At 69.4% G+C, this 25,010-nt stretch carries 23 protein-coding genes; 13 read left to right on the plus strand and 10 right to left on the minus strand.

Going from position 1 to position 25,010, the window contains the following annotated elements:
• The first annotated feature begins 8 nt into the window (after positions 1 to 8).
• Both WFJ97_RS10290 and WFJ97_RS10295 read left to right on the plus strand, forming a co-directional pair.
• Positions 9 to 344 (plus strand): tryptophan synthase subunit alpha, encoded by a 336-nt coding sequence (locus WFJ97_RS10290; protein ID WP_247633423.1) that lies wholly within the window; start codon positions 9 to 11, stop codon positions 342 to 344.
• Between the two features lie 11 nt (positions 345 to 355).
• On the plus strand, positions 356 to 874 hold the full coding sequence (locus tag WFJ97_RS10295) for a GrpB family protein (protein WP_336641413.1): 519 nt from the start codon (positions 356 to 358) through the stop codon (positions 872 to 874).
• A 193-nt stretch (positions 875 to 1,067) separates the two neighbouring features.
• Here WFJ97_RS10295 and trxA read toward each other — a convergent pair whose 3' ends face one another.
• From trxA to WFJ97_RS10315, 4 genes are all read right to left on the minus strand, one after another.
• A complete protein-coding gene (gene trxA, locus WFJ97_RS10300; protein ID WP_247957253.1) occupies positions 1,068 to 1,391 on the minus strand; it encodes a thioredoxin in 324 nt (107 codons plus the stop codon).
• 66 nt (positions 1,392 to 1,457) lie between these two features.
• On the minus strand, positions 1,458 to 2,432 hold the full coding sequence (gene trxB / locus WFJ97_RS10305) for a thioredoxin-disulfide reductase (RefSeq protein WP_247633425.1): 975 nt from the start codon (positions 2,430 to 2,432) through the stop codon (positions 1,458 to 1,460).
• Between the two features lie 93 nt (positions 2,433 to 2,525).
• Positions 2,526 to 4,142, minus strand: coding sequence for a murein biosynthesis integral membrane protein MurJ (gene murJ / locus WFJ97_RS10310; RefSeq protein WP_336641414.1), 1,617 nt, complete (start codon positions 4,140 to 4,142; stop codon positions 2,526 to 2,528).
• Positions 4,139 to 6,295, minus strand: a complete 2,157-nt coding sequence (locus WFJ97_RS10315; protein WP_336641415.1) for a DUF6049 family protein — start codon at positions 6,293 to 6,295, stop codon at positions 4,139 to 4,141. Before WFJ97_RS10315 ends, murJ begins: the two co-directional genes overlap by 4 nt.
• Before the next feature lie 123 nt (positions 6,296 to 6,418).
• Between WFJ97_RS10315 and WFJ97_RS10320 the strand changes: the two genes are divergently transcribed.
• The 4 genes from WFJ97_RS10320 to WFJ97_RS10335 all read left to right on the plus strand — a co-directional run bounded on the left by WFJ97_RS10320 (position 6,419) and on the right by WFJ97_RS10335 (position 11,865).
• Positions 6,419 to 7,900 carry a DUF7059 domain-containing protein gene (locus tag WFJ97_RS10320; RefSeq protein WP_247957565.1) on the plus strand — a complete coding sequence of 494 codons (1,482 nt, stop codon included), beginning with the start codon at positions 6,419 to 6,421 and terminating at the stop codon, positions 7,898 to 7,900.
• 29 nt (positions 7,901 to 7,929) lie between these two features.
• A complete protein-coding gene (locus WFJ97_RS10325) occupies positions 7,930 to 8,988 on the plus strand; it encodes an LLM class flavin-dependent oxidoreductase (RefSeq protein WP_336641416.1) in 1,059 nt (352 codons plus the stop codon).
• Positions 8,989 to 9,142: 154 nt separating this feature from the next.
• A complete protein-coding gene (locus WFJ97_RS10330; RefSeq protein WP_336641417.1) occupies positions 9,143 to 9,793 on the plus strand; it encodes a dihydrofolate reductase family protein in 651 nt (216 codons plus the stop codon).
• Positions 9,794 to 9,852: 59 nt separating this feature from the next.
• Positions 9,853 to 11,865, plus strand: coding sequence for an MSCRAMM family protein (locus WFJ97_RS10335; protein WP_336641418.1), 2,013 nt, complete (start codon positions 9,853 to 9,855; stop codon positions 11,863 to 11,865).
• Positions 11,866 to 11,959: 94 nt separating this feature from the next.
• Here the strand turns inward: WFJ97_RS10335 and WFJ97_RS10340 are convergent, their stop codons facing one another.
• Both WFJ97_RS10340 and WFJ97_RS10345 read right to left on the minus strand, forming a co-directional pair.
• Positions 11,960 to 12,436 (minus strand): ASCH domain-containing protein, encoded by a 477-nt coding sequence (locus tag WFJ97_RS10340; protein ID WP_336641419.1) that lies wholly within the window; start codon positions 12,434 to 12,436, stop codon positions 11,960 to 11,962.
• Positions 12,437 to 12,457: 21 nt separating this feature from the next.
• The gene (locus tag WFJ97_RS10345; protein WP_336641420.1) at positions 12,458 to 14,254 is read right to left on the minus strand and encodes an alkaline phosphatase family protein; all 1,797 of its coding nucleotides are present in this window, start codon (positions 14,252 to 14,254) and stop codon (positions 12,458 to 12,460) included.
• A 73-nt stretch (positions 14,255 to 14,327) separates the two neighbouring features.
• Between WFJ97_RS10345 and WFJ97_RS10350 the strand changes: the two genes are divergently transcribed.
• The 5 genes from WFJ97_RS10350 (at position 14,328) to WFJ97_RS10370 (ending at position 19,603) form a co-directional block, all read left to right on the plus strand.
• On the plus strand, positions 14,328 to 14,621 hold the full coding sequence (locus WFJ97_RS10350; protein ID WP_336641421.1) for a hypothetical protein: 294 nt from the start codon (positions 14,328 to 14,330) through the stop codon (positions 14,619 to 14,621).
• A 35-nt stretch (positions 14,622 to 14,656) separates the two neighbouring features.
• On the plus strand, positions 14,657 to 16,084 hold the full coding sequence (locus WFJ97_RS10355; protein WP_336641422.1) for a CCA tRNA nucleotidyltransferase: 1,428 nt from the start codon (positions 14,657 to 14,659) through the stop codon (positions 16,082 to 16,084).
• Positions 16,085 to 16,229: 145 nt separating this feature from the next.
• Positions 16,230 to 17,555, plus strand: coding sequence for a GAF domain-containing protein (locus tag WFJ97_RS10360; protein ID WP_336641423.1), 1,326 nt, complete (start codon positions 16,230 to 16,232; stop codon positions 17,553 to 17,555).
• A 108-nt stretch (positions 17,556 to 17,663) separates the two neighbouring features.
• Entirely contained in the window at positions 17,664 to 19,214 is a 1,551-nt protein-coding gene (gene exaC, locus WFJ97_RS10365; RefSeq protein ID WP_336641424.1) for an acetaldehyde dehydrogenase ExaC, read from the plus strand.
• The gene (locus tag WFJ97_RS10370; RefSeq protein ID WP_336641425.1) at positions 19,214 to 19,603 is read left to right on the plus strand and encodes a DUF779 domain-containing protein; all 390 of its coding nucleotides are present in this window, start codon (positions 19,214 to 19,216) and stop codon (positions 19,601 to 19,603) included. The genes exaC and WFJ97_RS10370 overlap by 1 nt, the downstream gene beginning before the upstream one ends.
• Before the next feature lie 43 nt (positions 19,604 to 19,646).
• On the opposite strand, the gene WFJ97_RS10375 is transcribed toward WFJ97_RS10370, so the two are convergent.
• Together WFJ97_RS10375 and WFJ97_RS10380 are read right to left on the minus strand one after the other, a co-directional pair.
• Positions 19,647 to 20,276, minus strand: a complete 630-nt coding sequence (locus WFJ97_RS10375) for a Pr6Pr family membrane protein (RefSeq protein WP_336641426.1) — start codon at positions 20,274 to 20,276, stop codon at positions 19,647 to 19,649.
• Positions 20,273 to 20,926, minus strand: coding sequence for a TetR/AcrR family transcriptional regulator (locus WFJ97_RS10380; RefSeq protein WP_336641427.1), 654 nt, complete (start codon positions 20,924 to 20,926; stop codon positions 20,273 to 20,275). Before WFJ97_RS10380 ends, WFJ97_RS10375 begins: the two co-directional genes overlap by 4 nt.
• Before the next feature lie 74 nt (positions 20,927 to 21,000).
• Between WFJ97_RS10380 and WFJ97_RS10385 the strand changes: the two genes are divergently transcribed.
• Together WFJ97_RS10385 and WFJ97_RS10390 are read left to right on the plus strand one after the other, a co-directional pair.
• A complete protein-coding gene (locus tag WFJ97_RS10385; RefSeq protein WP_336641428.1) occupies positions 21,001 to 21,924 on the plus strand; it encodes an ABC transporter ATP-binding protein in 924 nt (307 codons plus the stop codon).
• Position 21,925: 1 nt separating this feature from the next.
• On the plus strand, positions 21,926 to 22,678 hold the full coding sequence (locus WFJ97_RS10390; RefSeq protein WP_336641429.1) for an ABC transporter permease: 753 nt from the start codon (positions 21,926 to 21,928) through the stop codon (positions 22,676 to 22,678).
• A 229-nt stretch (positions 22,679 to 22,907) separates the two neighbouring features.
• Here the strand turns inward: WFJ97_RS10390 and WFJ97_RS10395 are convergent, their stop codons facing one another.
• Together WFJ97_RS10395 and WFJ97_RS10400 are read right to left on the minus strand one after the other, a co-directional pair.
• Positions 22,908 to 24,035 carry a hypothetical protein gene (locus WFJ97_RS10395; RefSeq protein ID WP_336641430.1) on the minus strand — a complete coding sequence of 376 codons (1,128 nt, stop codon included), beginning with the start codon at positions 24,033 to 24,035 and terminating at the stop codon, positions 22,908 to 22,910.
• Positions 24,032 to 25,003 (minus strand): hypothetical protein, encoded by a 972-nt coding sequence (locus WFJ97_RS10400; RefSeq protein WP_336641431.1) that lies wholly within the window; start codon positions 25,001 to 25,003, stop codon positions 24,032 to 24,034. Before WFJ97_RS10400 ends, WFJ97_RS10395 begins: the two co-directional genes overlap by 4 nt.
• Between the last annotated feature and the right edge of the window lie 7 nt (positions 25,004 to 25,010).

Raw genomic sequence — 25,010 nt, forward strand, 5'->3', positions numbered from 1 at the left:
TGGAAGGCATGAGCGAGTCCGTCCCCCGTCGCGCCAGCCTGGAAGTACTGCGTGCCGAGGCATCCGACGAACTCGCCGTGATCGTGCAGGAGCGGTTGCTGGGCGGGGAGGACCCGTGGGAGTTCATGGAGGAGCTCCCCAGCATCGACGAGCTCGTCGTCTACCTGCTGCGCGCCGACAACATCAGCGCGAACGACGGGGTGCGGCCGAACGAAGCCCGGCACTACCGGGTGCTGCGGCAGATCGCCCTCGAGTACCCCGAGCTGACGCCGGCCGTGTGGGGCCTGCTCGACGACAAGCAGCGCTACCGCCGGTGGGACCCGACGGTCGCGGACGCCTCCTGACGATGCCACGGATGCTCGTCGCCTACGACCCCTCGTGGCCCGAGCAGTTCGCAGCTGCCGCCGCTCAGCTGCGTTCGCACGGCGACCCGGACTGGGTCATCGAGCACATCGGCTCGACCGCGATCCCCGGCATGCGCGCGAAGCCCATCATCGACCTCGCGGTGCGGGTAGCGGATGCCGCGGACTTCGAGAAGCACCGGAGTGCGCTCGAGATGTCGGGCTGGCGGCGGGGGAGCGCGGTGCGCAGTCACCCGGTGATGCTCCGTGAGAGGGACGGCGTGCGTACGCATATCGCGCACTTCTTCACCGCGGCGGACTGGGATGCCGTGAACCAGAGGATCCTGCGGGACTGGCTGCTCGAGCACCCCGCCGATGCCGATCGCTACCGGCACGCGAAGTGCGACGCCGTGGCCGCCGCTGCCCGTGGCACCTCGAGCTACAGCGCCGCGAAGACCCCGGTGATCCAGGAGATCGTGGATCGCGCGCGCACAGCCCGTGGATTGCCGCGGGTCGAGGTGTCGGACAAGTAGCCGCGGGGTGGGGCCTTGCACAAGCCCAGGGACCCAGCTTCTGTCGGGAGGGGCCCGCGAAGCGGGAGGGTGCCCGTTCTGCGAGAGAGGGGAACATCCCGGAGCCCGTCACCGAAAGCATCCGTAGAACAACGGCAAGAACGAGAAAGGCCGCCACCCTCCGAAGAGAGTGACGGCCCGAAACTTCTCAGACTCAGCCGATGAAGGCCGCGAGGTCCTTCTCGAGGGCCGGCTTCGGCTTCGCGCCGATGATGGTCGTCTTGACCTCACCGCCCTGGAACACCTTCATCGCCGGGATCGACGTGATCTGGTACTTCATCGCCAGCTCGGGGTTCTCGTCGACGTTGAGCTTGAGGATGGTGATCTTGTCGGGGTTGTCGGCCTGGATCTGGTCCAGGACCGGGGCGACCATACGACACGGTCCGCACCATTCGGCCCAGAAGTCCACGAGAACGGGACCTTCGGCCTGCAGTACGTCCTGCTCCCAGGTCGCCTGGCTCGTAGCCTGTGCACTCATCAGAGTTTCTCCTTGTTCGAGGTTCGTCGGATACAACAGCCGACCGGGGAAAAGTGTTCCCGCGGGTCAGGCGGTGATGATCTCGGCCGCTTCGGCGGCCGGGAACTCGACGGAGGCGTCTTCGAGGTCGGCGAGGAAGTGCTCGGCGTCGAGGGCGGCGACCGTTCCGGAACCGGCGGCCGTGATGGCCTGACGGTACGTGGGGTCGATCACGTCGCCGGCGGCGAAGACGCCGGGAACCGAGGTGACCGAGGAACGGCCGTCGACCCAGATCGTGCCCTCGGCGGTGAGCTTCAGCTTGTCGTGCACGAGGTGCGTGCGCGGGTCGTTGCCGATCGCGACGAAGAGACCGTCGAGGGGCAGGTCGCGCAGCGTGCCGTCTTCGGTGGAGCGCAGCTGCACGCCCTCGACCGAGTCCTTACCGAGGATCTCGGCGACTTCGCTGTTCCAGATGAACTCGATCTTCTCGTTCGCGAAGGCGCGCTCCTGCATGATCTTCGACGCGCGGAGGGTGTCCTTGCGGTGGATCACGTAGACCTTGTCGGCGAAGCGGGTGAGGAACGTGGCCTCTTCCATCGCCGAGTCGCCGCCACCGACGACCGCGATCGTCTTCTCGCGGAAGAAGAAGCCGTCGCAGGTGGCGCACCACGAGACGCCGTAGCCGGAGAGGCGCTCTTCGCCCTCGATGCCGAGCTTGCGGTACGCCGAGCCCGTCGCGTAGATGAGGGTCTGGGTCTCGTGCACCGTGCCGCTGCCGAGGGTGACCTTCTTGACCGGTCCGTCGAGCTCGAGCGACGCGACGTCGTCGTAGACGACCTCGGTGCCGAACTTCTCGGCCTGCTCCTGGAACTTGGCCATGAGTTCGGGGCCCTGGATGCCATCGGGGAAGCCGGGGTAGTTCTCGACCTCTGTGGTGTTCATCAGCTCACCGCCGACCTCGACCGAGCTCGCGATGAGCAGCGGCTCGAGGTTCGCGCGCGCCGCGTAGATGGCGGCGGTGAAACCGGCGGGGCCGGAGCCGATGATGACGACCTGACGCATGAAATGCTCCCTGTGAGAACTGCAATGCCATCGAATGATGTCCGACAGCTTCAACCCATGGTAACCGCGCGGCATTCCCGCGACGGGAGACGCTCAGCGACCGGGCAGGAAGCGCCGGGCGAGGGCTCCGGCGGCCTTCAGTTCGGGAGCGCGGAGCAGGGCGAGGATGCCGAAGTAGACGACCACGACGACGAGTCCGACGATCGCGGTACCGAGGGCGCCCTGGAACTTGTCGGCCATCATCCAGCCGTCGACACCGCCCAGCAGCACGAAGGCGCCCCATCCGGCGAAGCCCGCGGGGATGCCGGCGAGGGCGAAGCGGCCGATCGCGGCCATCCAGGAGCGGATCTGCAGGCCGCCGATCTTGCGGTGCAGCAGCCAGGTGGCGACGATCGTCTGCACGATGCTGGCGATCGACTGGCCGAGGGCGACGGCGGCGGCGAGCGAGGTGAGCGGGATGATGCCCGCCTCACGCAGGCCGAGAGCCCCGAGGGCCGTGCCGACGATGAGCACGCACTGGAAGATCGTGAACCAGAACGGCGTGCGCGTGTCGTCGTAGGCGTAGAAGGTGCGCTGCACGATGAACAGGATCGTGAGCGGGATGAGGCCGAACAGGTAGGCGATCAGCACGAGGGCGGCCGCCTGGGCGTCGTCGGCGTTGTCGGTGAAGACGCGGGACGCGGGGATCGCGGCCGCGGCGACGGCGGCGGTGGCGGCGACGATGAAGAACAGCAGGGTGCGGATGCTCTGCGCGATGTCCGCGCGCACCTCGTCGTCTCGTCCGGCCGCCGCGTGCGCGCTGATCTGCGTGAAGTACGGGGTGCCGATCGAGAGCACGATCACCGAGTAGGGGAGCATGAAGATGAGCCAGGCGTTGGCGGTCACGGTGGCCGAGGCCCCGAGGCCCGACACCTCGCTCACGAGATAGCCCTGGTACATGCCGGCCGCGAGGCTCGCGAACGCCATGAGGAACGTCCATCCGGCGAGCCGGCCGACGTTGCCGAGACCGACACCGCGCCAGCGGAAGTCGGGCTTGAGGGCGAGTCCCGTGCGGCGCCAGAACACGAGCAGCACGAGGGCCTGCAGCGCGATGCCGAGCGTGGCGGTGCCGCCGAGCACGGTGATCATCTCGGGCGTCCAGTCGGCGGCCCGGGTGGAGACCGGGCCGAAGAGGGCGCCGAGCGCGAGGAAGCCGGCGATCGAGACGATGTTGTTGACGACGGGGGCCCACGTGAAGGGACCGAAGATCTTGCGCGCGTTGAGCGCCTCGCCCAGCATCGCGTACAGGCCGTAGAGCAGGATCTGCGGCAGGCACCAGTAGGCGAGAGCGGTGGCCAGCGCCAGCGCATCATCGCTCGCCTTGCCGGCCACGAGGTGCACGAGCCAGGGCGCGGCCGCGGTCGCGATCGCGGTCACGACCACGAGCACGACGGTGCCCAGGGTGAACAGCTTCGAGATGAAGGCGTTGCCGCCGTCGGCATCCGCGGTGGCCTTCACGATCTGAGGGACGATCACCGCGGTGAGGATGCCCACCGAGATCAGGGAGAAGACGCTGTTCGGCAGCTGGTTCGCGTAGGTGAAGGCGTCCGCCGCCTCGGAGGCGACCGATCCGAGTACCCCGACGAGCACGATGCTGCGCAGCAGCCCCGTGATGCGGGAGACGAGGGTGCCGGCGCCGATGATCGCGCTCGCGCGCCCGAGACTGCTCACGTGGTTTCTTTCTCTCCGGATTCGTCGAGGGCCTCAGCATCCGCCGCGGCATCCGCTTCGCCACCCTCGACCGCGGACTCCCGACGTCGACGGAGCACCGTGCGGATCACACCGCCGACGATCAGCAGCACGGCGAGACCGCCGAAGATGACGAGACCGATCGTCTCCCACTCGGCGCGCACCGCGACGCGCACCGTCTGCGGGCCGTCGATCAGTGCACCCGTGGGGCTGTAGAGGTTCAGGCGCAGATCGAGCTCGCCGCTTCCGACGCGGGCAGAGACGGGAACCTTCACCCGGGCGCTGGAGTTCGCCTGCACGACGACCTCGTTGCTGCCCTGCACCTCGAGGCGGGGGTCGGTGGGCGCGACCGTCAAGCGCAGATTGACCGGCCACGGCAGGTCGTTGCGCACGCTGAACGGGAGGTCGGCATTGGCGCTGAGCAGCTGGATCGTGCTCGACGGGGGGATGCTGACGGCGTGGAGCGTGTCGTTCGTCGCCGCACGGTGCACGGCGACGTTGGTGCTGAACTTCGTCTCGGGCACGCCGACCGCGATCTCGCGCAGCACGCGGATGCGCTCCCGACCGAGCAGCACCTGGGGGTCGTCGAGGATCGTGGCGAACGTGGCGAGCGTGCCCTCGTCGACCAGCATGTTCTGGAGAGCGCTGACGCGGAGGTCGTCGACGGCGCCGGTGAGGGCGACGCCCGCGGCAGGAGCCGAACGCACCGACGACAGGTCGAAGCCGGGGGAGTCGACCGCGGCGATCGCCTCACGAAGCGCTGCGGCGTCTCGGGTCTCATCGCGGTCGAGGCCGACCAGGAGCGGGCCCTGCGGCGCCGCCTGCCCGGCGAAGTAGAGCTGTGCACTCGCTGCGGCGAGCCAGCGCTGCCGGGCGCCCGAAGCCGATTCGCCCGCGGCACCGGAGATCGCGGCGGAGATCGCCTCGTCGACGACGAGCAGGTCGTGCCCGTCGGTGGTCGCGTGGGCCGTGTCGACGGCATCCGTCGCGGACGACGAGACGATCGTCGTGACCTCACCGCCGAAGTAAGAGGTGAACGTCGCGATGTCTTCGGAGCGGGCGCCCGCCAGCGGCCAGACGATTCCCTCGATGGCGTCGTCGATGGTCGTGAGCGTCTCGTCGTCGGGCAGCACGGGCGCGTCGGTCGCGGAGGGCGTCGGAGACGGCGTGGAGGTGCCGGGGGTCGGCGTGGCCGTCGCCGGGGTGCTCGGGAAGCTCAGGGGGTTCACGAAGGGCGCGAGGGTCGTGGGCTGCAGCAGCTCCGGCAGCTGCGCCTGCGCCTGCACCGTCGCATCGGCGTCACCGAACTGCAGGGCGAAGCGCTCGTTGGGGAGGTCGTCGAAGCGCTCGAGCCAATCGGTCGCGTTCGCCGGCGCCGAGGTGCCGAGCACCCGGATCGCCGCGACGATCGCGGGGTCGATGGCGATCACGGCCGCCGTGCCCGAGACGCCGTCGAGAGCAGCCGTGAGAGCCCCGTCGGCCGCCGTGAGCTCGGCGAGCTCGTCGGCCGTGAGCAGCACGCCGTCGGCAGGAGTCGCGGTGATGGGCACGATCACGCCGACCTGCACGGCATCGGCGGTCACGACGAGCACGCTGTCGGCCGAGACGTTGCGCGACACGAAGTCATCGCTGCCGACCGTGCCGGTGCTCGCTCCGCTCAGTCCCGCCCGGATCGGATAGACACCGGGAGCGAGCTCGGCGAGGGACTCCGGCGGGATGTCGACCGAGACGCGATCGGAGCCGCCCGCGTCGACGGCATCCGTCGCCTTCGATCCGAGCGTCTCGAACTCTCCGGGCGCCGACGTCTCGTCGAGCCAGGTCGAGACGGCCGTGCCGTCGGAGAGCGGAGTGCGGTTGATCTCGACCGTGACGGTGCCGGTCGACAGGCGGGCATCGGTGTCGTTCTGCAGCGAGAGGGATGCCGTGGCCGACGCACCCGGGGTGATCCTGCCGTGCGAGCCGATCGCGACGGAGAGCTCGACGATGCCGGCATCCGTCGTCTCGTCGTCGCCGTCGGCCGCCATCGCCGGAGACGCGACCGCGCCGAGACCGGCCGCGAGGGCGAACGCGGCCGCCGCGCTCGTGAGTCGCCGAAGACGCGCACGGAGGCGTCTGTCGGGGGTGCTCGCGGTCATGAAGGTCTTCCTCGAACGCCCGGGAAGAGGGCGGAATCGTGAGTACTGACCTTGTGATTCTAGAAGGCGCGGCGGAGGAGAACCCTGAAGACGCGTAGAGTGACGGCCGTGTCCGCCTCTGCCATGCCCGTTCCCGACCCGCTCGGATGCGCCTCGCTCGCCGCCGACCTCGACGCCGCCGACCTGCGCTCCGCACCGTTGCGCCGCCTGTGGGGCGAAGAGGCCGACGACGCCCTGGCCCGCGGCATGCGCGAGCCCATCCTGCGCGCGATCGAGGGTGACGAGGGAACTCTCGCGACCCTGGGGCGCTTCTTCGTGCTCGGGATGCCGCAGCCGCGACGCTCCGTCGAGGAGGCGCTTCCGCGTCTCGGCGTCGACGGGCTGACGGCTCTGGGTCTCGCCACGGCATCCGACACCGTCGTCACGCCCACCGCGCTCCTGCGCCCGCAGTCGTTCGTCGACGCGGACGGCGTCGGGGAGTGGTGGATCGCGAGCGACCTCGACGAGGTCGCGCTCGGCACCGCGCTGCCCGCAGACCACGTGCTCGGAGTCGGCGGCGCCTCGCGCACCCTCGCCGAGATCGTCGTGCCGATCGAGGTGGAGCGCGCGCTCGACCTCGGCACCGGATGCGGCATCCAGGCACTGCTCGTGTCGCGCCGTGCCGGACGGGTCGTCGCGACCGACATCTCCTCTCGGGCCCTGGCCTACGCCGAACTCAACGCGCGCCTGAACGGGATCGGCAACATCGAGTTCCGTCTGGGCAGCATGTTCGAGCCCGTCGCGGGGGAGGCTTTCGACCTGATCGTCTCGAACCCGCCCTTCGTCATCACGCCGCGCACCGAGGGCGTGCCCGAGTACGAGTACCGCGACGGCGGACTCATCGGAGACGCGCTCGTCGAACAGTTCGTGCGCACCGCACCCGCCTTCCTCACCGCGGGCGGAAGCGCCCAGCTGCTCGGCAACTGGGAGTCGCGCGACGGGGTGAAGGGCCTGGCGCGGTTGGACGCCTGGGTGCCGGGCGACCTCGACCTCTGGGTCGTCGAGCGCGAGGAGCTCTCGCCCCTCGCCTACGCCGAGCTGTGGATCCGCGACGGCGGCACCACCCCGCGCGACGCGGAGTTCACGCCGCTGCTCACCGCCTGGCTCGACGACTTCGCCGCACGCGGGGTGACCGCGATCGGCTTCGGATACGTGCTCATCCGTCGCGGTGATGCGCCGGTGCTCCGACGCAGCGAGCACGTCGGTCAGGCCGTGTCGGGTGTGGGCGAGGCGCTGGGCCGCGGACTCGTGGCGCACGACCTGCTCGCGAGCGGGATCCCCGCGACCCTCGTCACGGCATCCGATGTCACCGAGGCCCGGCACCTGCTGCCCGGCAACGACGACCCCAGCGTGATCGAACTGCGTCAGGGCGGCGGCTTCGGGCGCACCGTGAACGTCGACCCGGCGCTCGCCGCATTCGTGGGCGCCTGCGACGGCGAGCTGACGGTCGGGCAGATCGCCGCGGCCCTCGCCGACCTCTTCGACGTGCCGCTCGCCGATCTGTGGGCCGAGCTGGAGCCGCGGATTCGGGCGCTGCTGATCGACGGGTTCCTCGCGGCGGAATAACCCGCGGCATCCATGCGTTCGAATACACCATGAAGGCTTTCGGATTCCTCTCGTTCGGTCACTACGCCGATGTCCAGGGTTCGGCGACCCGCACGGCCGGCGACATGCTGAAGCAGACCATCGAGATCGCCGAGGGCGCCGATGAGATCGGGGTGAACGGCGCCTACGTGCGCGTGCACCACTGGGCCCGCCAGGCCGCCTCGCCCATGCCGCTGCTGTCGGCGATGGCCGCGCGCACTCAGCGCATCGAGGTCGGCACCGGCGTGATCGACATGCGGTACGAGAACCCGTTCCAGTTCGCCGAAGAGGCGGCCGCGCTCGACCTGATCGCCGACGGACGCATCGCGCTCGGCGTGAGCCGTGGGTCACCCGAGACGGCTCTGCGCGGCTACGAGACGTTCGGCTTCCACGATGAGGAGGATCCCGAGCGCGGCGGCGTGATGGCTCGTGAGAAGTTCGACCTCTTCCTGCGCGCGATCGACGGCGAGGGCCTCGCCGCCGGCGACCCGCGGATGGTCGGCGCCGGACGCTACCTGCAGATCGAGCCGCAGTCGCCCACGCTGCGCGACCACATCTGGTGGGGCTCGGGATCCCGAGCCACCGCCGAGGAGACGGGGCGCAAGGGCCTCAACATGATGAGCTCGACGCTGCTCACTGAAGCCACGGGCGTGCCGTTCCACGAACTCCAGAGCGAGCAGATCGCCCTGTTCCGCGCGGCCTACAAGGAGGCCGGTCACACCGGTTCGCCGCGCGTCTCGGTGAGCCGCAGCGTCTTCCCGCTGATCACCGACATGGACCGGGCGTACTTCGGTCTGCGCAGCGAGGACAGCGGCGACCAGATCGGCATCATCGACGGTTACCGCTCGACGTTCGGAAAGACCTACGCCGCCGAACCCGACGTGCTCATCGAGCAGCTGAAGAACGACTCGGCCGTCATGGCCGCCGACACCCTGCTGCTCACGATCCCGAACCAGCTCGGACCCGCATACAACCTGCACGTGCTCGAGTCGTTCGCGAAGCACGTCGCGCCGGCGCTCGGCTGGAAGCCGAACACCGAGGGGCCGGTGCAGGGCGACCCCGTCGTCTGAGACGCGTCGGGTGCGGCATCCGTTCCCGGTTCGGCGTCTCGAGGGTGGGCGTTCGCCGGGACCGGCCGGCCGTTGACACGGCGCGCGGGATGGTCGACAGTGGGTTCGCCGTGTCGGATGCCGCGGCATCCGCTCCTCGGACATCGGAGAACCCATGACCCGCGTTCGCGTCGATCTCAACATCTCTCTCGACGGCTTCGCCACGACCACCGACCAGACCCCGGAGAACCCGTTCGGCGAGGACTGGGGTCGTCTCACGGCGGCGTATGCCGCGACGCGCACGTTCCGTGAGCGGGTGTTCCACGACACGAGCGGTGCGGGCACGACCGGGGTCGACGAGAAGTACGCCGCACGCTACTTCGAGAACATCGGCGCCGAGATCATGGGCGCCGGGATGTTCGGTCTGCACGCGAACCCCGACGACCCCGACTGGCGCGGCTGGTGGGGCGACGAGCCGCCCTTCCACGCGCCGGTGTTCGTGCTCACGCACACCCCGCGCGAGCGCATCGAGTTCGCGAACGGCACGTCGTTCGAGTTCATCGACGCGGCGCCCGAAGAGGCGTTGCGACGCGCGGTCGAGGCTGCGGAGGGTGCAGACGTGCGGGTGGGCGGCGGAGCGACGACCGTGCGCGAATACCTGCGCGCGGGTCTCGTCGACGAGCTGCACGTCGGCATCACCCCGATCCTCACCGGCAGCGGCATCCGCTTGTGGGACGACCTGCGCGGACTCGAGTCCGGATACTCCGTCGCGTCGGAGACGGCCGAGTCCGGCGTCGTGCACCTGACGTTCTCGCGCGCGAACTGACCGTCGATCAGGCGGAAGTTTTTCTTCGCCTCGCTGGTATACCGATGTAGCCTGGCGCCATGCGCGCGAAGCGAAGCAGCATCGTCATCGGAGTCCTGGCCCTGGTGGCTGCCGTCGCGGTGGTCGCGAGCCCCGCGTCGGCCGCGACCACGACCCAGTGGGCGACCTGGCAGCCGCTGACCGGCACGAGCGGTGCGTATTCGACCTCGGTGCAGATCACCCCCGACCCGTCCATGGTCGCGGTCGTGACCAGCACCTCGCGCTCCGGCCAGGTCGGCGTGATCTCGGGCGCATCGACGTGGCTCTCGCAGGGCACCCCCGTCGGCGCGAAGTACGGATCCAGCCGGGACCAGCCCTATCTGAACCTGCGCCCGCAGGCCGACACCCCCACCGGATCGTCGACGACGACGTACTCCTTCCTCGACCCGACACCCACCGCAGGCTGGACCTTCGTGCTCGGTGACATCGACGCCGACTCCGTTCGCATCCAGGCCACCGGTCCCGACGGACAGGCGCTCACCGCCGACGAGCTCGGGTTCCGCGGCGGCTTCAACTACTGCGCTCCCGGCGTGGTCGGCAAGCCGTCCTGCACCGGATCGGCCACCGATGTGCCCACCTGGGACGACACGACCCTCACGCTCACCGGCAACGCCGGTGCGGTCGACACCTCGGGTGCGGCGGCCTGGTTCGAACCCTCCGCCCCCATCACGACCCTGAGCTTCGTCTTCACCCGCCGCTCGGGCCTGCCGGTGTACCAGACGTGGTTCGCCTCGCTCGCGCGCGACGTCAGCGGAACCGTCGTCGACGACGCCGACGTGCCCCAGGCAGACATCGGACTCACCCTGACCGATGCGAATGGTCGGGTCGTCGCGACGACGACGACCGGCGCCGATGGCACCTATTCCTTCCCCGGCATCCAAGGCAGCGGCGGGTACACCGTGCGAGTGAGCGCACCCGAGGGAAAGATCGCGGAAGGCCCCTCGACCCGACCCGTCGACCTCAGTGAGACGGATGCCGTCGGCGTCGACTTCGTCGTGCGCGACATCGTGCCCGTCGCGGTCTCCGGGCGAGTGGTCGACGAGAACGGCGACGGCGTCGGCGGGGTCACCGTGACGATCGACGGCACCGAGCTCGCCGCCATCACCGGATCGGACGGGCGATACCTCTTCGACACCGTGCCCGTCGGCGACCACCTCGTGCGCGTCACCCCGCCGGGCGGGTTCTCGACCACCGACGACACGCGTTCGATCACGGTGCCGGACGACAGCGAGGATCCGATCACGATCCCGCCGGAAGAGGACTTCGTGCTGCTCGCGAACGCCGATCTGAGTGGCGTCGTCACATCGCCGGCGACGGGTATCGGCGTGAGCGGGGCGGTGGTGACCGTCACCGACCCCGACGGGAACATCGTCGCGACGACCGTGACCCGCCCGCTCGGGGAGTACACGATCCCGCGCCTTCCCCCGGGTGACTACACGGTCACGATCGCGCCGCCGAGCGGCTATGCGCCACTCGGACCCACCAGCGCGACGGTCGAGCTCGGCAGTGAGTCGCTGACCGACGTGAACTTCGAGCTCGCGCTGCTGGGGAGCTTCTCGGGAACCGTGCGGGATGCATCGGGTGCCCCGGTCGCCGGGGTCGCCCTCACGCTCGAGGGTCCGGGGGGAACGCGGCAGCTCGTGTCGGCGGAAGACGGCTCCTACAGCCTCGGCGGTCTCGCGCCGGGAGACTACGTCCTGACGGTCGTCCCGCCCGAGGGCACGCAGGCGGTCGACTTCGCGCGCCGCTCGTTCGGTTTCCTGCCACAGGGCGGCGGCACCGTCATCGCCCAGGACTTCGTGCTCGCCGCGGTCGTGGTCGAGCCCAGCCCGTCGCCCGATCCTGACCCGCCGACGACGCCCGTCGTACCGCCGGCGCCCGGCACGGGTGGTGCGGGTACCGGAACGCTCCCCGGTACGGGCCTCGGCCCCGAGACCTTCGCGTGGGCGGCCGGCGGAGCGGTCGTGCTGCTGCTCGGCGCGACGCTGCTCATCGTGTCGCGTCGGCGGGCGCGTGGTCGCGACGAGGGGTGAGGCATCCGTTCTTCGCGTTCACAACTCCGGAGAATCGGGGCGTTCAAGGCCGGATTCGATTTTGTTCGGAGTGCTGAAGCAGTTTTCTCCGGAATTATGGACGCCCGGCCGGGTGCACCAGCCGGAACAGCTCGCACACGACCGGCATATCCGGCGCGAAACCGCGCGGATTCTCGGAGTGCGCGCGCCAGTACCGCTCGTGCGCGGCGCGCCAGTACTCGAGCGTGCGGTCGCCCTCACCCTCTGCGTGGGCATGCGCGGCCTCGACCTCGTCGAAGGGGACGATGCGGATGCTCGTCGTCTCGATCACCGCGCGCGGTGCTCCGGTGCCGTCGAGGATGATGCTCAGCTCGCCCTCGACGGGGATTGGATCGCTTGCTGCTTCGTAGTCCCAGACCGATGAGGCGGTGCCCGTCTTGATGCCGTCGAGCACCAGAGCCAGCAGGTCATCCGCGTGCGCGGGGGTCGCGCCGAAGGCCCAGGCCAGGGGCACGGCAGTGGGAAGCTCCGGATGCTCCGACCGCACCCCTTCCCAGAACGAGGCGAGGGCGGTGGGGTCGGCGGTGATCATGACCTCAGCCTAGGCATCCGATCAGGAGGCGGGCGGCCCGAACAGCTCCTCGCAGTGCTCGTGCAGCAGTCGGTAGGCGTCGGCGAACGTCTCGGGGTCGGGCTCGCCGGGCTTTCCGTAGCGCGACAGCAGCAGTCCGAGGAGTCCCCGCGCGGGCGGTGTGAGGGGCTTCATGCCGGAGGGGTCTCCCGGCTTCGGCTCGAGTTCCTCGGGGTTCGGCGGCGTGTAGGCGGGAGTCGTGACGGGCCAGTCCGACGGATGCCGCGGCTGATCGAGGTTGATGGCCTCGAACAGCGTGTTCGCCGAGGCGTCGCGATCGTTGAGGGGCTTCAATCCGTGGAGCCGCGAGAGAGTGGCGGTGACGGTGCCGTGATGCATCTCGTCGTGCACGATCGTGCCGCGCTTCGTGTACGCCGACACGGCGATCGCGGGAACGCGGCATCCGAGGCGGTCGAAGGTGAACCCCATCTCGCCGGCACCGGTGTCGGCGGTCGGCTTGGTCGCGGCGGGCGGCGGCACGTGGTCGTAGCATCCGCCGTGCTCATCGAAGGTGATGAGCAGCAGGGTGTTGACCGCGTTCGACCCCTTCTGTGAGGCGCTCGTGCGCACGGCCTCGTAGATGTCGTGGATGAGCCGGTCGCCGGCGCGCACGTCGGAGATCGCACTGTCGTAGACCGGCTCTCCGTCGACCGTGCTCTCGCGGGGCGAGCCGAACGGCGGGTGGAAGTCGTTGTGGTCGTAGACCATGCGCGGCTCGATGAACGCGTAGGCGGGGAGGGTGCCGTTCTTCGTGTCGGCGTAGAAGTCCTCCATCGTGCCGAAGTGGTCGGTGCGCCAGTACTTCTCGAGCACGGCGGCGTGCAGCATCCCGGTGAACGAGACGAGCTGCAGCTTGTCGATGTAGATCTTCCAGCTCACCTTCTTCTCTTCGAGCCGGTTGAAGACGGTCGGGGCGGCGGGAGCATCCAGCCACTTCTTGTAGCCGCCGCCTGCCTGGTTGGTGACGAAGCCGTGCGAGGTCGACGCGTGGAAGAAGGAGCGGTTGCAGAAGGTCTGCGAGGGCACGCCGGCGTACCAGTGGTCGAAGACCGCGAACTCGCTCGCGAGGGTCGAGAGCACCGGGAGCATCTCGGGCGAGAACGAGCCCATGATGTGCGCGGCCTCTTCGGGCTTCGGCTCCGTGCCCTTGCGCAGGCGACGGAAGTTGATGATGTAGTCCTCGAGGAACCCCGACATCGTGGCCTTCTCGCCGTGCGTCGGAGCATTGAACGGGGCGGTCATCTCGTCGACGAACAGATCGGCGTTTCCCTTCGGGTCGACCGTGCCGAAGATCTGCGTGTTGACGTGCGGGTACTCCTCGCCCGGGTCGGGATCGGGCAGGCTCATGATGCGATCGGTGTCGCCGGTATACACGTGGGCGTCGACGACGGTGCCATCGGATGCCGTGTTGCTGTGCTTCCCGAACGCGAGCCCCTCGAACGTCTCGCCGGCCGGCAGCGTCTGCGGCGAGTACAGGTAGCCGAGCAGGTTGTCGAAGGAGCGGTTCTCGCCCATGACGACCACGAGGTGGTCGAACCCGGGCTCGCTGCGCGGGGTGAGGGCGGCGAAGGGGTCGGGTTCGGACGCGAAGCCGTTGCGGGAATTCTGCGCGGCGACGGATGCGCCGATGGCCGCTCCCGCCGCTCCGCCGACGACAGCGCCGGCGAACGCCGCCCCGCCCATCTTGAGGAACCCGCGCCGCGACGGGGTGCGGGCGGCGTCGGGATTCCGGTCGGATGCCGGATCGGATGCCGGGGGAGGGGTGTTGTCGTCGGCCATGGGGTGATCCTATGGCGGGGACGTCGGCGGCGGAATGCTGGAACGCATCCCGTCGCATCGGTACCGTGGATGCATGAGCCACGCGGGAGACTCCTCGGTCGATGCACGGGTCAGAGCCGTCGAGAAGGATTACCTCTCGCGCCAGACCCGCCTCTTCGTCACGTTCGCGCTGATCGAGGGGCCGGTCCTGCTTCTCGGAGCAGTGCTCATCTACGGGTTCGAGCTCATCGACCCCGAGGTCGGCATCTGGTTCCTCGTCGCGGTGGCCGTGATCGGCGGCGGCGTGCTGAGCATGATGCTGCTGCGCCTCATCCAGGGCCGGGTGCAGGCGATCGACCGGGCGCGGGGCGAGAACCCGCTGTTCTGAGGGCACGACCACACCGCCCGACTACGCTGGAACCCATGCTCAACATGGCCGAAGGCCTCGACCGTCTCGGCGCGCTCGCCGCGCATCCGGTGGTGCGCACCCTCGCCACGGCGTTCGCGGATGCCGGGTTCGACCTGGCCGTCGTCGGCGGTCCCGTGCGCGATGCGCTGCTGGGGCGTCCGACCCACGACCTCGACTTCACGACCGATGCTCGGCCCGACGACATCCTGCGCATCGTCACCCCGATCTCGACCGCGCAGTGGGACATCGGCCGTGCGTTCGGCACGATCGGTGCGCGCGTGCAGAAGGAGCAGGTCGAGATCACGACCTACCGCGCCGACAGCTACGACGGGGTGACGCGCAAGCCCACCGTCGAGTTCGGCGACACGATCGACGCCGACCTGGTGCGTCGCGACTTCACGGTCAACGCGATGGCGCTGCAGGTGCCCTCGGTGAAGCTCGTCGACCCGACCGGCGGGGTCGAAGACCTCATCGCGGGAGTGCTCCGCACCCCGACCGACCCCGACGTCTCGTTCGGTGACGACCCGCTGCGCATGCTGCGGGCCGCCCGGTTCAGCGCGCAGCTCGGCTTCCGCATCGACGACGACACCGCCGACGCGATCACCCGGCTGCGGTCGACGCTCGAGATCGTCAGCCCCGAGCGCATCCAGTCCGAGCTCGTGCGCCTCATGCAGACCGACGACCCGGTGCGCGGCATCCGCGCTCTCGTCGAGACCGGACTGATCGATGAGTTCCTGCCCGAGGTGAGCGCCCTCAAGCTCGAGGTCGATGAGCACCACCACCACAAGGACGTCTACGAGCACTCCCTGACGGTGCTGCGCCAGGCGATCTCGCTCGAGCACTCCCGGCATCCGGGTGCCGAGCCCGACGTGGCGCTGCGCATCGCGGCTCTGCTGCACGACATCGGCAAGCCCCGCACACGCAAGCTCGAAGACGGCGGAGCGGTCACGTTCCACCACCACGACATCGTCGGCGCCCGCATGGCGCGCAAGCGCCTGCAGGCCCTGCGGTTCGACACCGCCACGACGGATGCCGTCGCCACCCTCATCGAGCTGCACCTGAGGTTCTTCGGCTACGCCGAGGGCGCCTGGACGGATGCCGCGGTGCGCCGTTACGTGCGCGATGCGGGTTCCCTGCTCGAACGCCTGCACATCCTCACCCGTGCGGATGTGACCACGCGCAACAAGCGCAAGGCGGGGAGACTGTCGTCGGCGTACGACGACATCGAGTCGCGCATCGCGGCGCTCGCCGAACAGGAGCAGCTCGACGCGATGCGTCCGGAACTCGACGGCAATCGCATCCAGGAGGTGCTCGGCATCCGTCCCGGTCGCGAGGTCGGCGAGGCCTACAAGTTCCTGCTCGACCTGCGCCTCGACGAGGGCGTGCTCGGTCCGGACGTCGCCGAGGAACGTCTGCGCGCCTGGTGGGCGGCGCGCGCCTGAGCCGCCGAGGCGGGCGGTGGTGGCGGCGGACGCACGGTCTTTCGCCTCGCGGCAGAACCTCCTCGATCACCCGTGGGAGGGTTCCCACGGGCGACCTCGGCTTCTACACTGGGAGCACGCTCCACCCCCGAGGAACGGAGTCCCTGTGCCGTCGCAGTGGCAGTCTTCACCTGAGGCCTCTCGCCTGATCATCGAGCGAGCGCACGAAGAGCTGCTCGCCGGCAACCTCGACGACCAGCGCCTGCAGCAGGTGCGGCCGCTCGTGCGGGCGTCGTGGGAACGGTCGTGGCGCGGACGCGTCGGCCCCGAGAGCCCGCCCGCGCTCGAGCTCGGCCGCGACGAGCTCGAGGAGTATCGGCGCGCCCATCCGCTCGCCGCCGTCATGGACACGATCCGCGGTCTGCTGCTGCCGGGCACCCCGGAGGACGCGGGAGTGGTGATCGCGATCGGCGACCAGGCCGGGCGACTGCTGTGGATCGAGGGCGACCGCCAGCTGCAGAGCCTCACCGACGACATGGGTTTCGTCGCCGGCGCGAACTGGGCGGAGGATGCCGTCGGCACGACCGCCCCGGGCACCGCGCTCGCCCTCGGACAATCGGTGCAGATCCGCGGTGCCGAGCACTACAACCGCCTCGTGCACCCGTGGTCGTGCACCGCGGCACCGGTGCGCGACCCCGAGACGCAGCGCGTGCTCGGCGTGATCGACATCACGGGCGGGCCGGAGGTCGTGACCCCGCAGGCGCGACTGCTCGTCGATGCGACCGCCCGCGCCGTCGAGTCCGAGCTCCTGATCGCGCGCCTGCGCGCCCGCGCCGAGACCTCGCCGCGCGCGCACCACTTCGCGCCGACTCGTACCCGCGCCGCGGCGCGCGCGACCCTGCACGTGCTCGGCCGCGACAGGGCGCGGCTCGAGACGGCATCCGAGCATGAGGAATCGGTCATCGAGCTCAGCGCCCGGCACGCGGCCATCCTGCTGATGCTCGCGACCCACCGGCAGGGTCTGTCGGCCGAGCGCCTCACCGAGCTCGTCTACGGCGCCGACGTCTCGCCCGACACGCTGCGGCCCGAGATGGTGCGGCTGCGCAAGGTGCTCGAACAGCGGATGCCGGAACTGGTGCCCGAGTCGAGACCGTACCGTCTGCCCGTGACCCTCGACACCGACGCGCAGGACGTGATGTCGCTGCTCGACCGCGGAGCGCACCGCGTCGCGCTCACCGCCTATCGGGGGCCGGTGCTGCCCGAGTCGACCTCGCCCGGCGTCGAGGAGTTCCGTGAGACGGTGCGGGCGGCGCTGCGGGAGGCGATGCTGTCGGAGGCGAGCCTCGACGTGCTGCTCTCGTACGCCGAGATCCCCGAGGGGCAGTCGGATGCCGAGGCGCTGCGCCTCGCGCTCGAGATGCTGCCGGCGCGCTCGCCGAAGCGGCCCGGACTGGTCGCCCGGATCGAGCGACTCGAGCGCGCGCAGGCCTGAGGAGCATCCGCAACCGGGCGCAACGTTGCGCACCCGGGTGCAACGTCGCGCGACCTACCGTCGGAGGACAGCCGCGCACCGAGGCGCGGCCCAGCCCGAGGAGTCACGATGACCATCGTCGAAGAAGACGTGTCCACTGCCTACGCCGCCCCGGGTCAGCCGGGATCCCTGGCCGACTACCGCCCCCGCTACGGCCATTACATCGGCGGCGAGTTCGTCGAACCCGCGAAGGGCCAGTACTTCGAGAACGTCAGCCCGGTCAACGGCAAGCCGTTCACCGAGGTCGCCCGGGGCACCGGTGAAGACATCGACCGCGCGGTCGACGTCGCCTGGAAGGCCTTCGCCTCCTGGGGCAAGACGAGTCCCGCCGAGCGCTCGGTCATCCTGAACAGGATCGCCGACCGCATCGAGCAGAACCTCGAGCGCATCGCCGTCGCCGAGACGTGGGAGAACGGCAAGCCGGTGCGAGAGACGCTCGCCGCCGACATCCCGCTCGCGGTCGACCACTTCCGCTACTTCGCGGGTGTGCTGCGGGCGCAGGAGGGCGGTATCAGCCAGCTCGACGAGAACACCGTCGCGTACCACTTCCACGAACCGCTGGGTGTGGTCGGGCAGATCATCCCGTGGAACTTCCCGATCCTGATGGCCGTGTGGAAACTCGCTCCGGCGCTCGCCGCGGGCAACTGCGTGGTCATCAAGCCCGCCGAGCAGACACCGGCATCCCTCCTGTTCCTGTTCGAGATCATCGGCGACCTGCTGCCCGCCGGCGTCGTGAACATCGTCAACGGCTTCGGCATCGAGGCCGGCGCCCCGCTCGCGCAGCACAAGCGCATCCGCAAGGTCGCGTTCACGGGCGAGACGACGACCGGCCGGCTCATCATGCAGTACGCCTCGCAGAACCTCATCCCGGTGACGCTCGAGCTCGGGGGCAAGAGCCCGAACGTGTTCTTCGAAGACGTCGCGCGCTCGACCAGCGACCCGTTCTACGACAAGGCGCTCGAGGGCTTCACGATGTTCGCGCTCAACCAGGGCGAGGTCTGCACCTGCCCGTCGCGGGCGCTCATCCAGCGATCCATCTACGACGGATTCCTCGCCGACGGGCTCGAGAGGGTCGGGAAGGTCGTGCAGGGAAACCCGCTGGATCCGGCGACGATGATCGGCGCCCAGGCATCCAACGACCAGCTCGAGAAGATCCTGAGCTACATCGACATCGGAAAGCAGGGCGGTGCGCGGCTGCTCACGGGCGGTGAGCGGGTCGACCTCGGCGGCGATCTCAGCGAGGGCTACTACGTCGCGCCGACCGTGTTCGAGGGCACCAACGACATGCGCATCTTCCAGGAGGAGATCTTCGGCCCGGTGCTGTCGGTCACCTCGTTCGACGACTTCGACAACGCGATCGACATCGCCAACGACACCCTCTACGGGCTGGGCGCGGGGGTGTGGAGCCGCAGCGGCGACACCGCCTACCGCGCGGGCCGGGCGATCGAGGCCGGGCGCGTGTGGACCAACACGTACCACCAGTACCCGGCGCACGCCGCGTTCGGCGGGTACAAGCAGTCGGGCGTCGGTCGCGAGAACCACAAGATGATGCTCGACCACTACCAGCAGACGAAGAACCTCCTCGTCTCGTACGCGGAGGGCCCGATGGGCTTCTTCTGATGGTCGGCATCGACACCTACCAGCGGGTCGCGGTGACGGATGCTGCGGCATCCCTCATCCGCGACCTGACGGCGCAGCACGGCCCGCTCATGTTCCATCAGTCGGGCGGATGCTGCGACGGTTCGTCGCCCATGTGCTACCCGGTGGGGATGTTCCTCACCGGGCCCGGCGACGTGCTGCTCGGGAGTCTCGACGTCGGGCTGGACGCGGGCGTCGAGGTCTACATGTCCCAGTCGCAGTTCGAGTACTGGAAGTACACGCACCTCACCATCGACGTCGTGCCCGGTCGGGGAGCGGGGTTCAGCGTGGAGGGACCGACCGGCATGAGGTTCCTGATCCGGTCGCGGATGCTCGACGACGCGGAGCTGGAGTACTTCGGGTTGGCGTGAGGTTAGCGGGGCGCCCCAGCGAGATGAAGGGCCTTCGACGGGCTCAGGGACTCAGTTGCATGCGGCGAACGAGACGGAAGCGACACGCGAGCCACACCAGCGCGCCGAGGGCGAGCAGGGCGGCGAGGAGCCCGGCGACGTGCGCCGCGAGCACGGCCGGGCCGTGCGACGGCAGGAGGAATCCGTACGGCACCCAGCCGTCGGTCGCGCCGCGGATGAGCACGACGACGATCCACACGAGCGGGTAGACCGTGACGACCCACAGGTGTCGCCAGGCCAGCGCCGGGCGATCGCGGATCAGCAACCAGTCGAGCGCGACGAGCAGCGGGAAGACGGCGTGCAGCACCACGCTCACCCACGCCGGCGCCGACCCGGTTCCCGGCACGATCAGGTTGTAGATCACGGCCACGAGCAGCATGCAGGTGACGGCGACGCCGCGCGCGTACGACAACCAGAGCGGATGCCGTCGACCGCGCAGCGCGAGCGCTCCGGACGCGAGGAGCAAGGCGCTCGTGAGCAGGCTCGTGAGGTTCGTGAAGTATCCGAAGTAGTCGAACAGGCTCGTGCGCCCGGCGCTGATGCCCAGCAGATAGGTGTGCACGAGCACGGTGATGACGGAGAGCGCGAGGACGATCCGGGCCATGCCGGCGGCGATCCGCGCCGACGACTTCATCGCGCCGCGCCGCGGGGTTCCGCATAGGCGCGAAGGAAGACTCGCGTCCCGTCGAGCATCAGGGTGCGGACGCGATCGGCGTCTGCGCGTCGACGCATCGGCTCGTTCAGCACCCGCAGTGTCGTCAGCGCCGAGAAATGATCGGCGGCGAGGCGTGGATCGTCGATGTCGAGGAGTCCGCGCTCGGCGAGATGCGCGAAGCGGCGCGCGAGTGCCTCGGCGTGCGCGTCGTCGAGTGGATGGTCCTCGAGCTCGGGCAGCACGGATTCGTTCTCTGCGATCAGCCGGGCCGCAGCGATGTAGTTCGACGAGCCGAACTGTGCGATTCCCAGCTCGACGGCGAAGGTTCGGAGAGCCAGCTCGAGTTCGGCCGGATCGTCGATGCCGTCGGGGAGATGACGCTCGATGACCGCTTGCACTCGGTCGAGCGCCGCCTGGCCGGCGTCCTCGATCACGTCGAGCAGGAGCCGTCGCTTGTCACCGTAGTAGTCGTAGACGGTGCGCTTCGAGACCCCCGCTCGAGCGGCGACGGCATCCATGCTGACACGGTCGGCACCCGACTCGACGAAGAGTTCGCGCGCCGCGTCGAGGATGTCGGAGCGCTTGTGCTCCTGCCCGCGTCGCAACGGCTTCTGTGCCCTGGCGGTCATCGGTTGCTCCTTGCTTCCGGATCACCCTACACGGTGTAGTGCATATCTACACTGCACGGTGTAGTGTCACATTCATGCCCCTCTCTTCACGCGGATCACTTCAGGCCCACTCCCTCGTCAAGCGCTATCGCCACGCCGTCGCCGTGGACGACCTGTCGTTCGACGTGACCGCGGGCATCGTCACGGGCTTTCTCGGGCCCAACGGGGCCGGCAAGTCGACCACACTTCGTATGTTTCTCGGACTCGACAAGCCGACCAGCGGCGCGGCGACCGTGGATGGCCGTCGTCTCGAAGAGCTCCGTCACCCGATGCGCGTCATCGGCGCGATGCTCGACGCGCGCGCCGTCCATCCCCGACGCACGGCGGCCGATCATCTGCGGGCGGTCGCGCGTGCCGGGGGTATGCCACGGAGTCGTGTGAGCGAGATGCTGGAACTCGTCGGTCTGGATGCCGTGGCCGATCGAGCCGCGGGCGACTTCTCCCTCGGGATGCGCCAGCGTCTCGGAATCGCGACGGCTCTCATCGGCGATCCCGGCATCGTGATCTTCGACGAGCCGCTCAACGGGCTCGATCCGGAAGGCATCCGGTGGGCGAGGTCTCTGATGCGCGATCTCGCCGGGCAGGGCCGCACCGTGCTGTTCTCCAGCCATCTGATGAGTGAGATGGAGTTGACGGCCGATCATCTCATCGTCATTCACCGCGGACGCCTGCTGGCCGACCAGAGCGTTCCCGAGCTCATCGCCGCCGAGACGAGCGAGCGAGTCCGGGTTCGCGCACCGGATCGCCACGGCCTTCTCGACGCGCTCGCACGTGCAGGGGTGACCGCCGCCGTCGATGCAGACGGTCGCACCGACTCTCTGACGGTCTCGGGTGCGACGTCGGACGATGTCGGCCGCATCGCCGCAGCCGGGGGGTTCGAGGTGTCCGAACTCACCCTCGTGCGCGACTCCTTGGAAGACGCGTTCCTCGCAATGACAACCGACTCGAAGGCCGCCTGATATGAACATCGTCATCTCCGAATGGATCAAGATCCGGAGCGTCCGCAGCACCTGGGTGATGGTGGCGTCGACCGCCGTGGTCACCGTCCTGGTGAGCCTCGTCGGCGTCACCGGTCTCATCGGTGACGGAGCAGTCGCTCCGGCCGCCTTCGATCCGACTGCGGCGGGCTTCAAGGGAATCCTCGTCGGGCAGCTCGTGATCGCCGCGCTCGGGTCGCAGGCGATCACCGCCGAGTACGCGAGCGGTCAGATCATCTCCACGCTCACACTCGTACCCCGGCGACGAACCCTCCTCCTCGCCAAGCTCGCCGTAGTGGCGATGGTCGCGGTACCCACGGCCATCGTGACCGTCGCCGCCGCCTTCGGTGCGAGTCAGGCCACGCTCGCTGCGGCCGGGTGGCCGACCGCCACCCTGGGCGACCCCGACGTCGTGCGCGCCCTCGCCTGCGCGGTCGTATACCTCGTGCTCGCGTCGGTTCTCGGACTCGCGTTCGGCACGATCACGCGCAGCTCCTCCGGCGCTCTGGCGGTCATCGTGACGGTGGCGCTGTTGATCCCGGCACTTGCTCCGGGAATCCCGGGCATCATCGGCCAGGTGGTCGGAACGTACTGGCCGACGACGGCTGGTCAGGCGTCGTACACCGTGGTGGCGAACGGATCGATCTTGCCGCTGGCCGGACTCGCCGTGCTGACAGTCGCGACGGTATGGACCGCCGTAGCCGCAACGCTGGTGTTCCTCCGACGCGACGCGTGACAGCGGTGAAAAGACTGAACGATCATGCAACGAAATGCAACGTGGCCCGGCATACCATTTTCACAGGCGCCGATATACCGCTTGTCCCCAGCAGGCGAAGGCGTTGACGGCAGAGTCCGTCTGCAGAGGGAGAGTCGAACTTCTTCTGATCCCGAGGGGGGATGGGGTGGGCGCTGGTCCCCAGAACGGCACCCACCCCCACACTCGATACCGGCACCGCCGGATCGGGTCAGCGCATCGACATGAACGCGTATGCGACGCCGATGAAGATCACGATGACGAACGGGATCCACGTGACCCGGCGCTTCAGTCGACGGCCCTGCGCCGCGACTCCCGGTGGGGGAGTGAGCAGCCCGGCCGGCGGCGCGAACGGCAGGGGTGCGGATGCCGCGGCACCCGGCGCGACGGCATCCGATATCTGCCGATGCTGCGCACGCAGGCGGTCGTCGCGCCAGCGCGCCCACTGGTCGAACTTCGTCATCAGCGCACCGACGACGCCGAACAACCAGGCCCACGTCGCCGGGTCGAGCGTCGACGCCTGGCGCTTCGTGTAGAGGAACATCCAGTCGTCGACGATCTCGACATCGAGCTGGGCGGCATGGTCGATGAACCGCGCCATGATGTCGGGCGTGAAGAGGTAGAGCGCGTCCTGCTCATACCCCTCGGGGCAGTACAGCGTGAAGTGCCGGTCGAAGTCTCCCTCGAGCGACAGGCGCTGCGCGCGTTGGAACGACGCCGGCAGGTTCGAGCCGAAACCGTTGTTGCCGAGCGCGTCGAGCACGATGTTCGGCAGCGGCACGTCGAGTTTCACGGCGATGTAGCCCCAGCGGTACGTGGTCGAGCTCTTGCCGTGCTTGACCGTGTACTGGTAGTTGCCGAACTCGACGAACCGCGGCTGCGTTCCGCGCACCAGGTCGGTCGCCAGCCGCCCCGACCCGAGGCTGAAGATCATGCCCGGCAGCGGCGGGTTCGCGATGCGCTCGGTATAGCTCATGCCGTTCGCCTGAGCGAACATGCCGATCCGATAGCGGCGGATGCGGTTGGCGCGCACCGTGAAGAACGTGATCACGGCGGCGGCGCCCAGGGCGAGCACCAGGAGCACGGCGAAGATCGAGGCGCCCGTCGACCCTCCCGTGCGCAGGGTGCTGGTGACGACTCCACCGAGCACGACGACGCCCACGAGAGCGGCGAATCCGAGCGCGATGACGCCGATCACCGTGCCGGCGATCGTGCCGGCGGACGCCGGAGCGCGTCGCGCCTTGAGGTCGGCCGTGAACGCTCCGACCGCCCGCGGGTCGACCGGTCCGGTGAGTGCGCGGGCGTCGAAGGCGGATGCCGGATGCTGCGGCGCGCTCATCGATTCACCTCGTCGGCGTTCCACGAGAGGTCGGCGCCGCTCGGTATCTCCAGCGCCTCCAGCCCCGGCTCTGCGCAGATGGCGGCGACCAGAGCCGCCGATCCCGCGACGATGGTCGAGTCGTAGTCGACCTCGCTCACCATCACCCACGCGTGGTCGTCGGGCCAGAGGAGACCCGGGCTCTGCGCCGATGCGGGCGCACCGTGCGCCTCCGCCGGCCGATCGCGCCACGGGGCATCGAGGACCCACTCGGGGTCGGCGAACGCACTCGGCGGTGCGTCGAACAGCACGTACGCGCGGTTCGGGAGTTCGAGTCGCGGGCCCCCCGAGATCTCGCGCGACAGGATCCCCTCCTGCCAGGTCGGTTTGCGGAAGACGTTGTTGAACGGATCCCGCAGGCTGCGGGCGAGCATTGCGCGGTGATTCGGATCGTCGTCGCCGACGGTGTAGAACCCGCGGGAGGGCAGATCGCCGAAGAACCCCAGCAGACCGCCCCGCCCCTCCCAGAGCCCCGCGACACCGGAATCGGGAGTCGAGGTGTGGCGCAGGAGGACCGAGACGAGGGCGGCGAGGCTCTCGCCATCGAGCTCGCCGATGGCGGGAGACGAGAACTCGCGTCCGTCGGGGGCGACCCGTTCGATCCAGTCGCGCTCCCCGGGGGCACCCACGATGCCCGCCCACTGCGCGAGCGGGTGCATCGTCGTGCCGAACACCGCGGCCGCGTCGCCCCAGGTCGTCGTGGATTCGACGAGTTCGCGATACAGGAGCTCCACCTCGTCCGCCGGCATCCGCACGCGCTCCTCGGCCGTCGGCATCCGTCGTCCCGGGAGCTCGTGCACGAAGCCCGGATGGAAGATGCGCGCGTAGGCGGGAAAGCCCTGCGGAACGACACCGTGCATGGGCGGGAAATCGGGGTCGAGCCGCTCCCGCAGCCAATCGCCGACGGTCGGGTTCGCGATCCACTCCATGCGACCA

This window comes from Microbacterium sp. USHLN272 (genome assembly GCF_037149655.1).
Classification (GTDB): domain Bacteria; phylum Actinomycetota; class Actinomycetes; order Actinomycetales; family Microbacteriaceae; genus Microbacterium; species Microbacterium galbinum.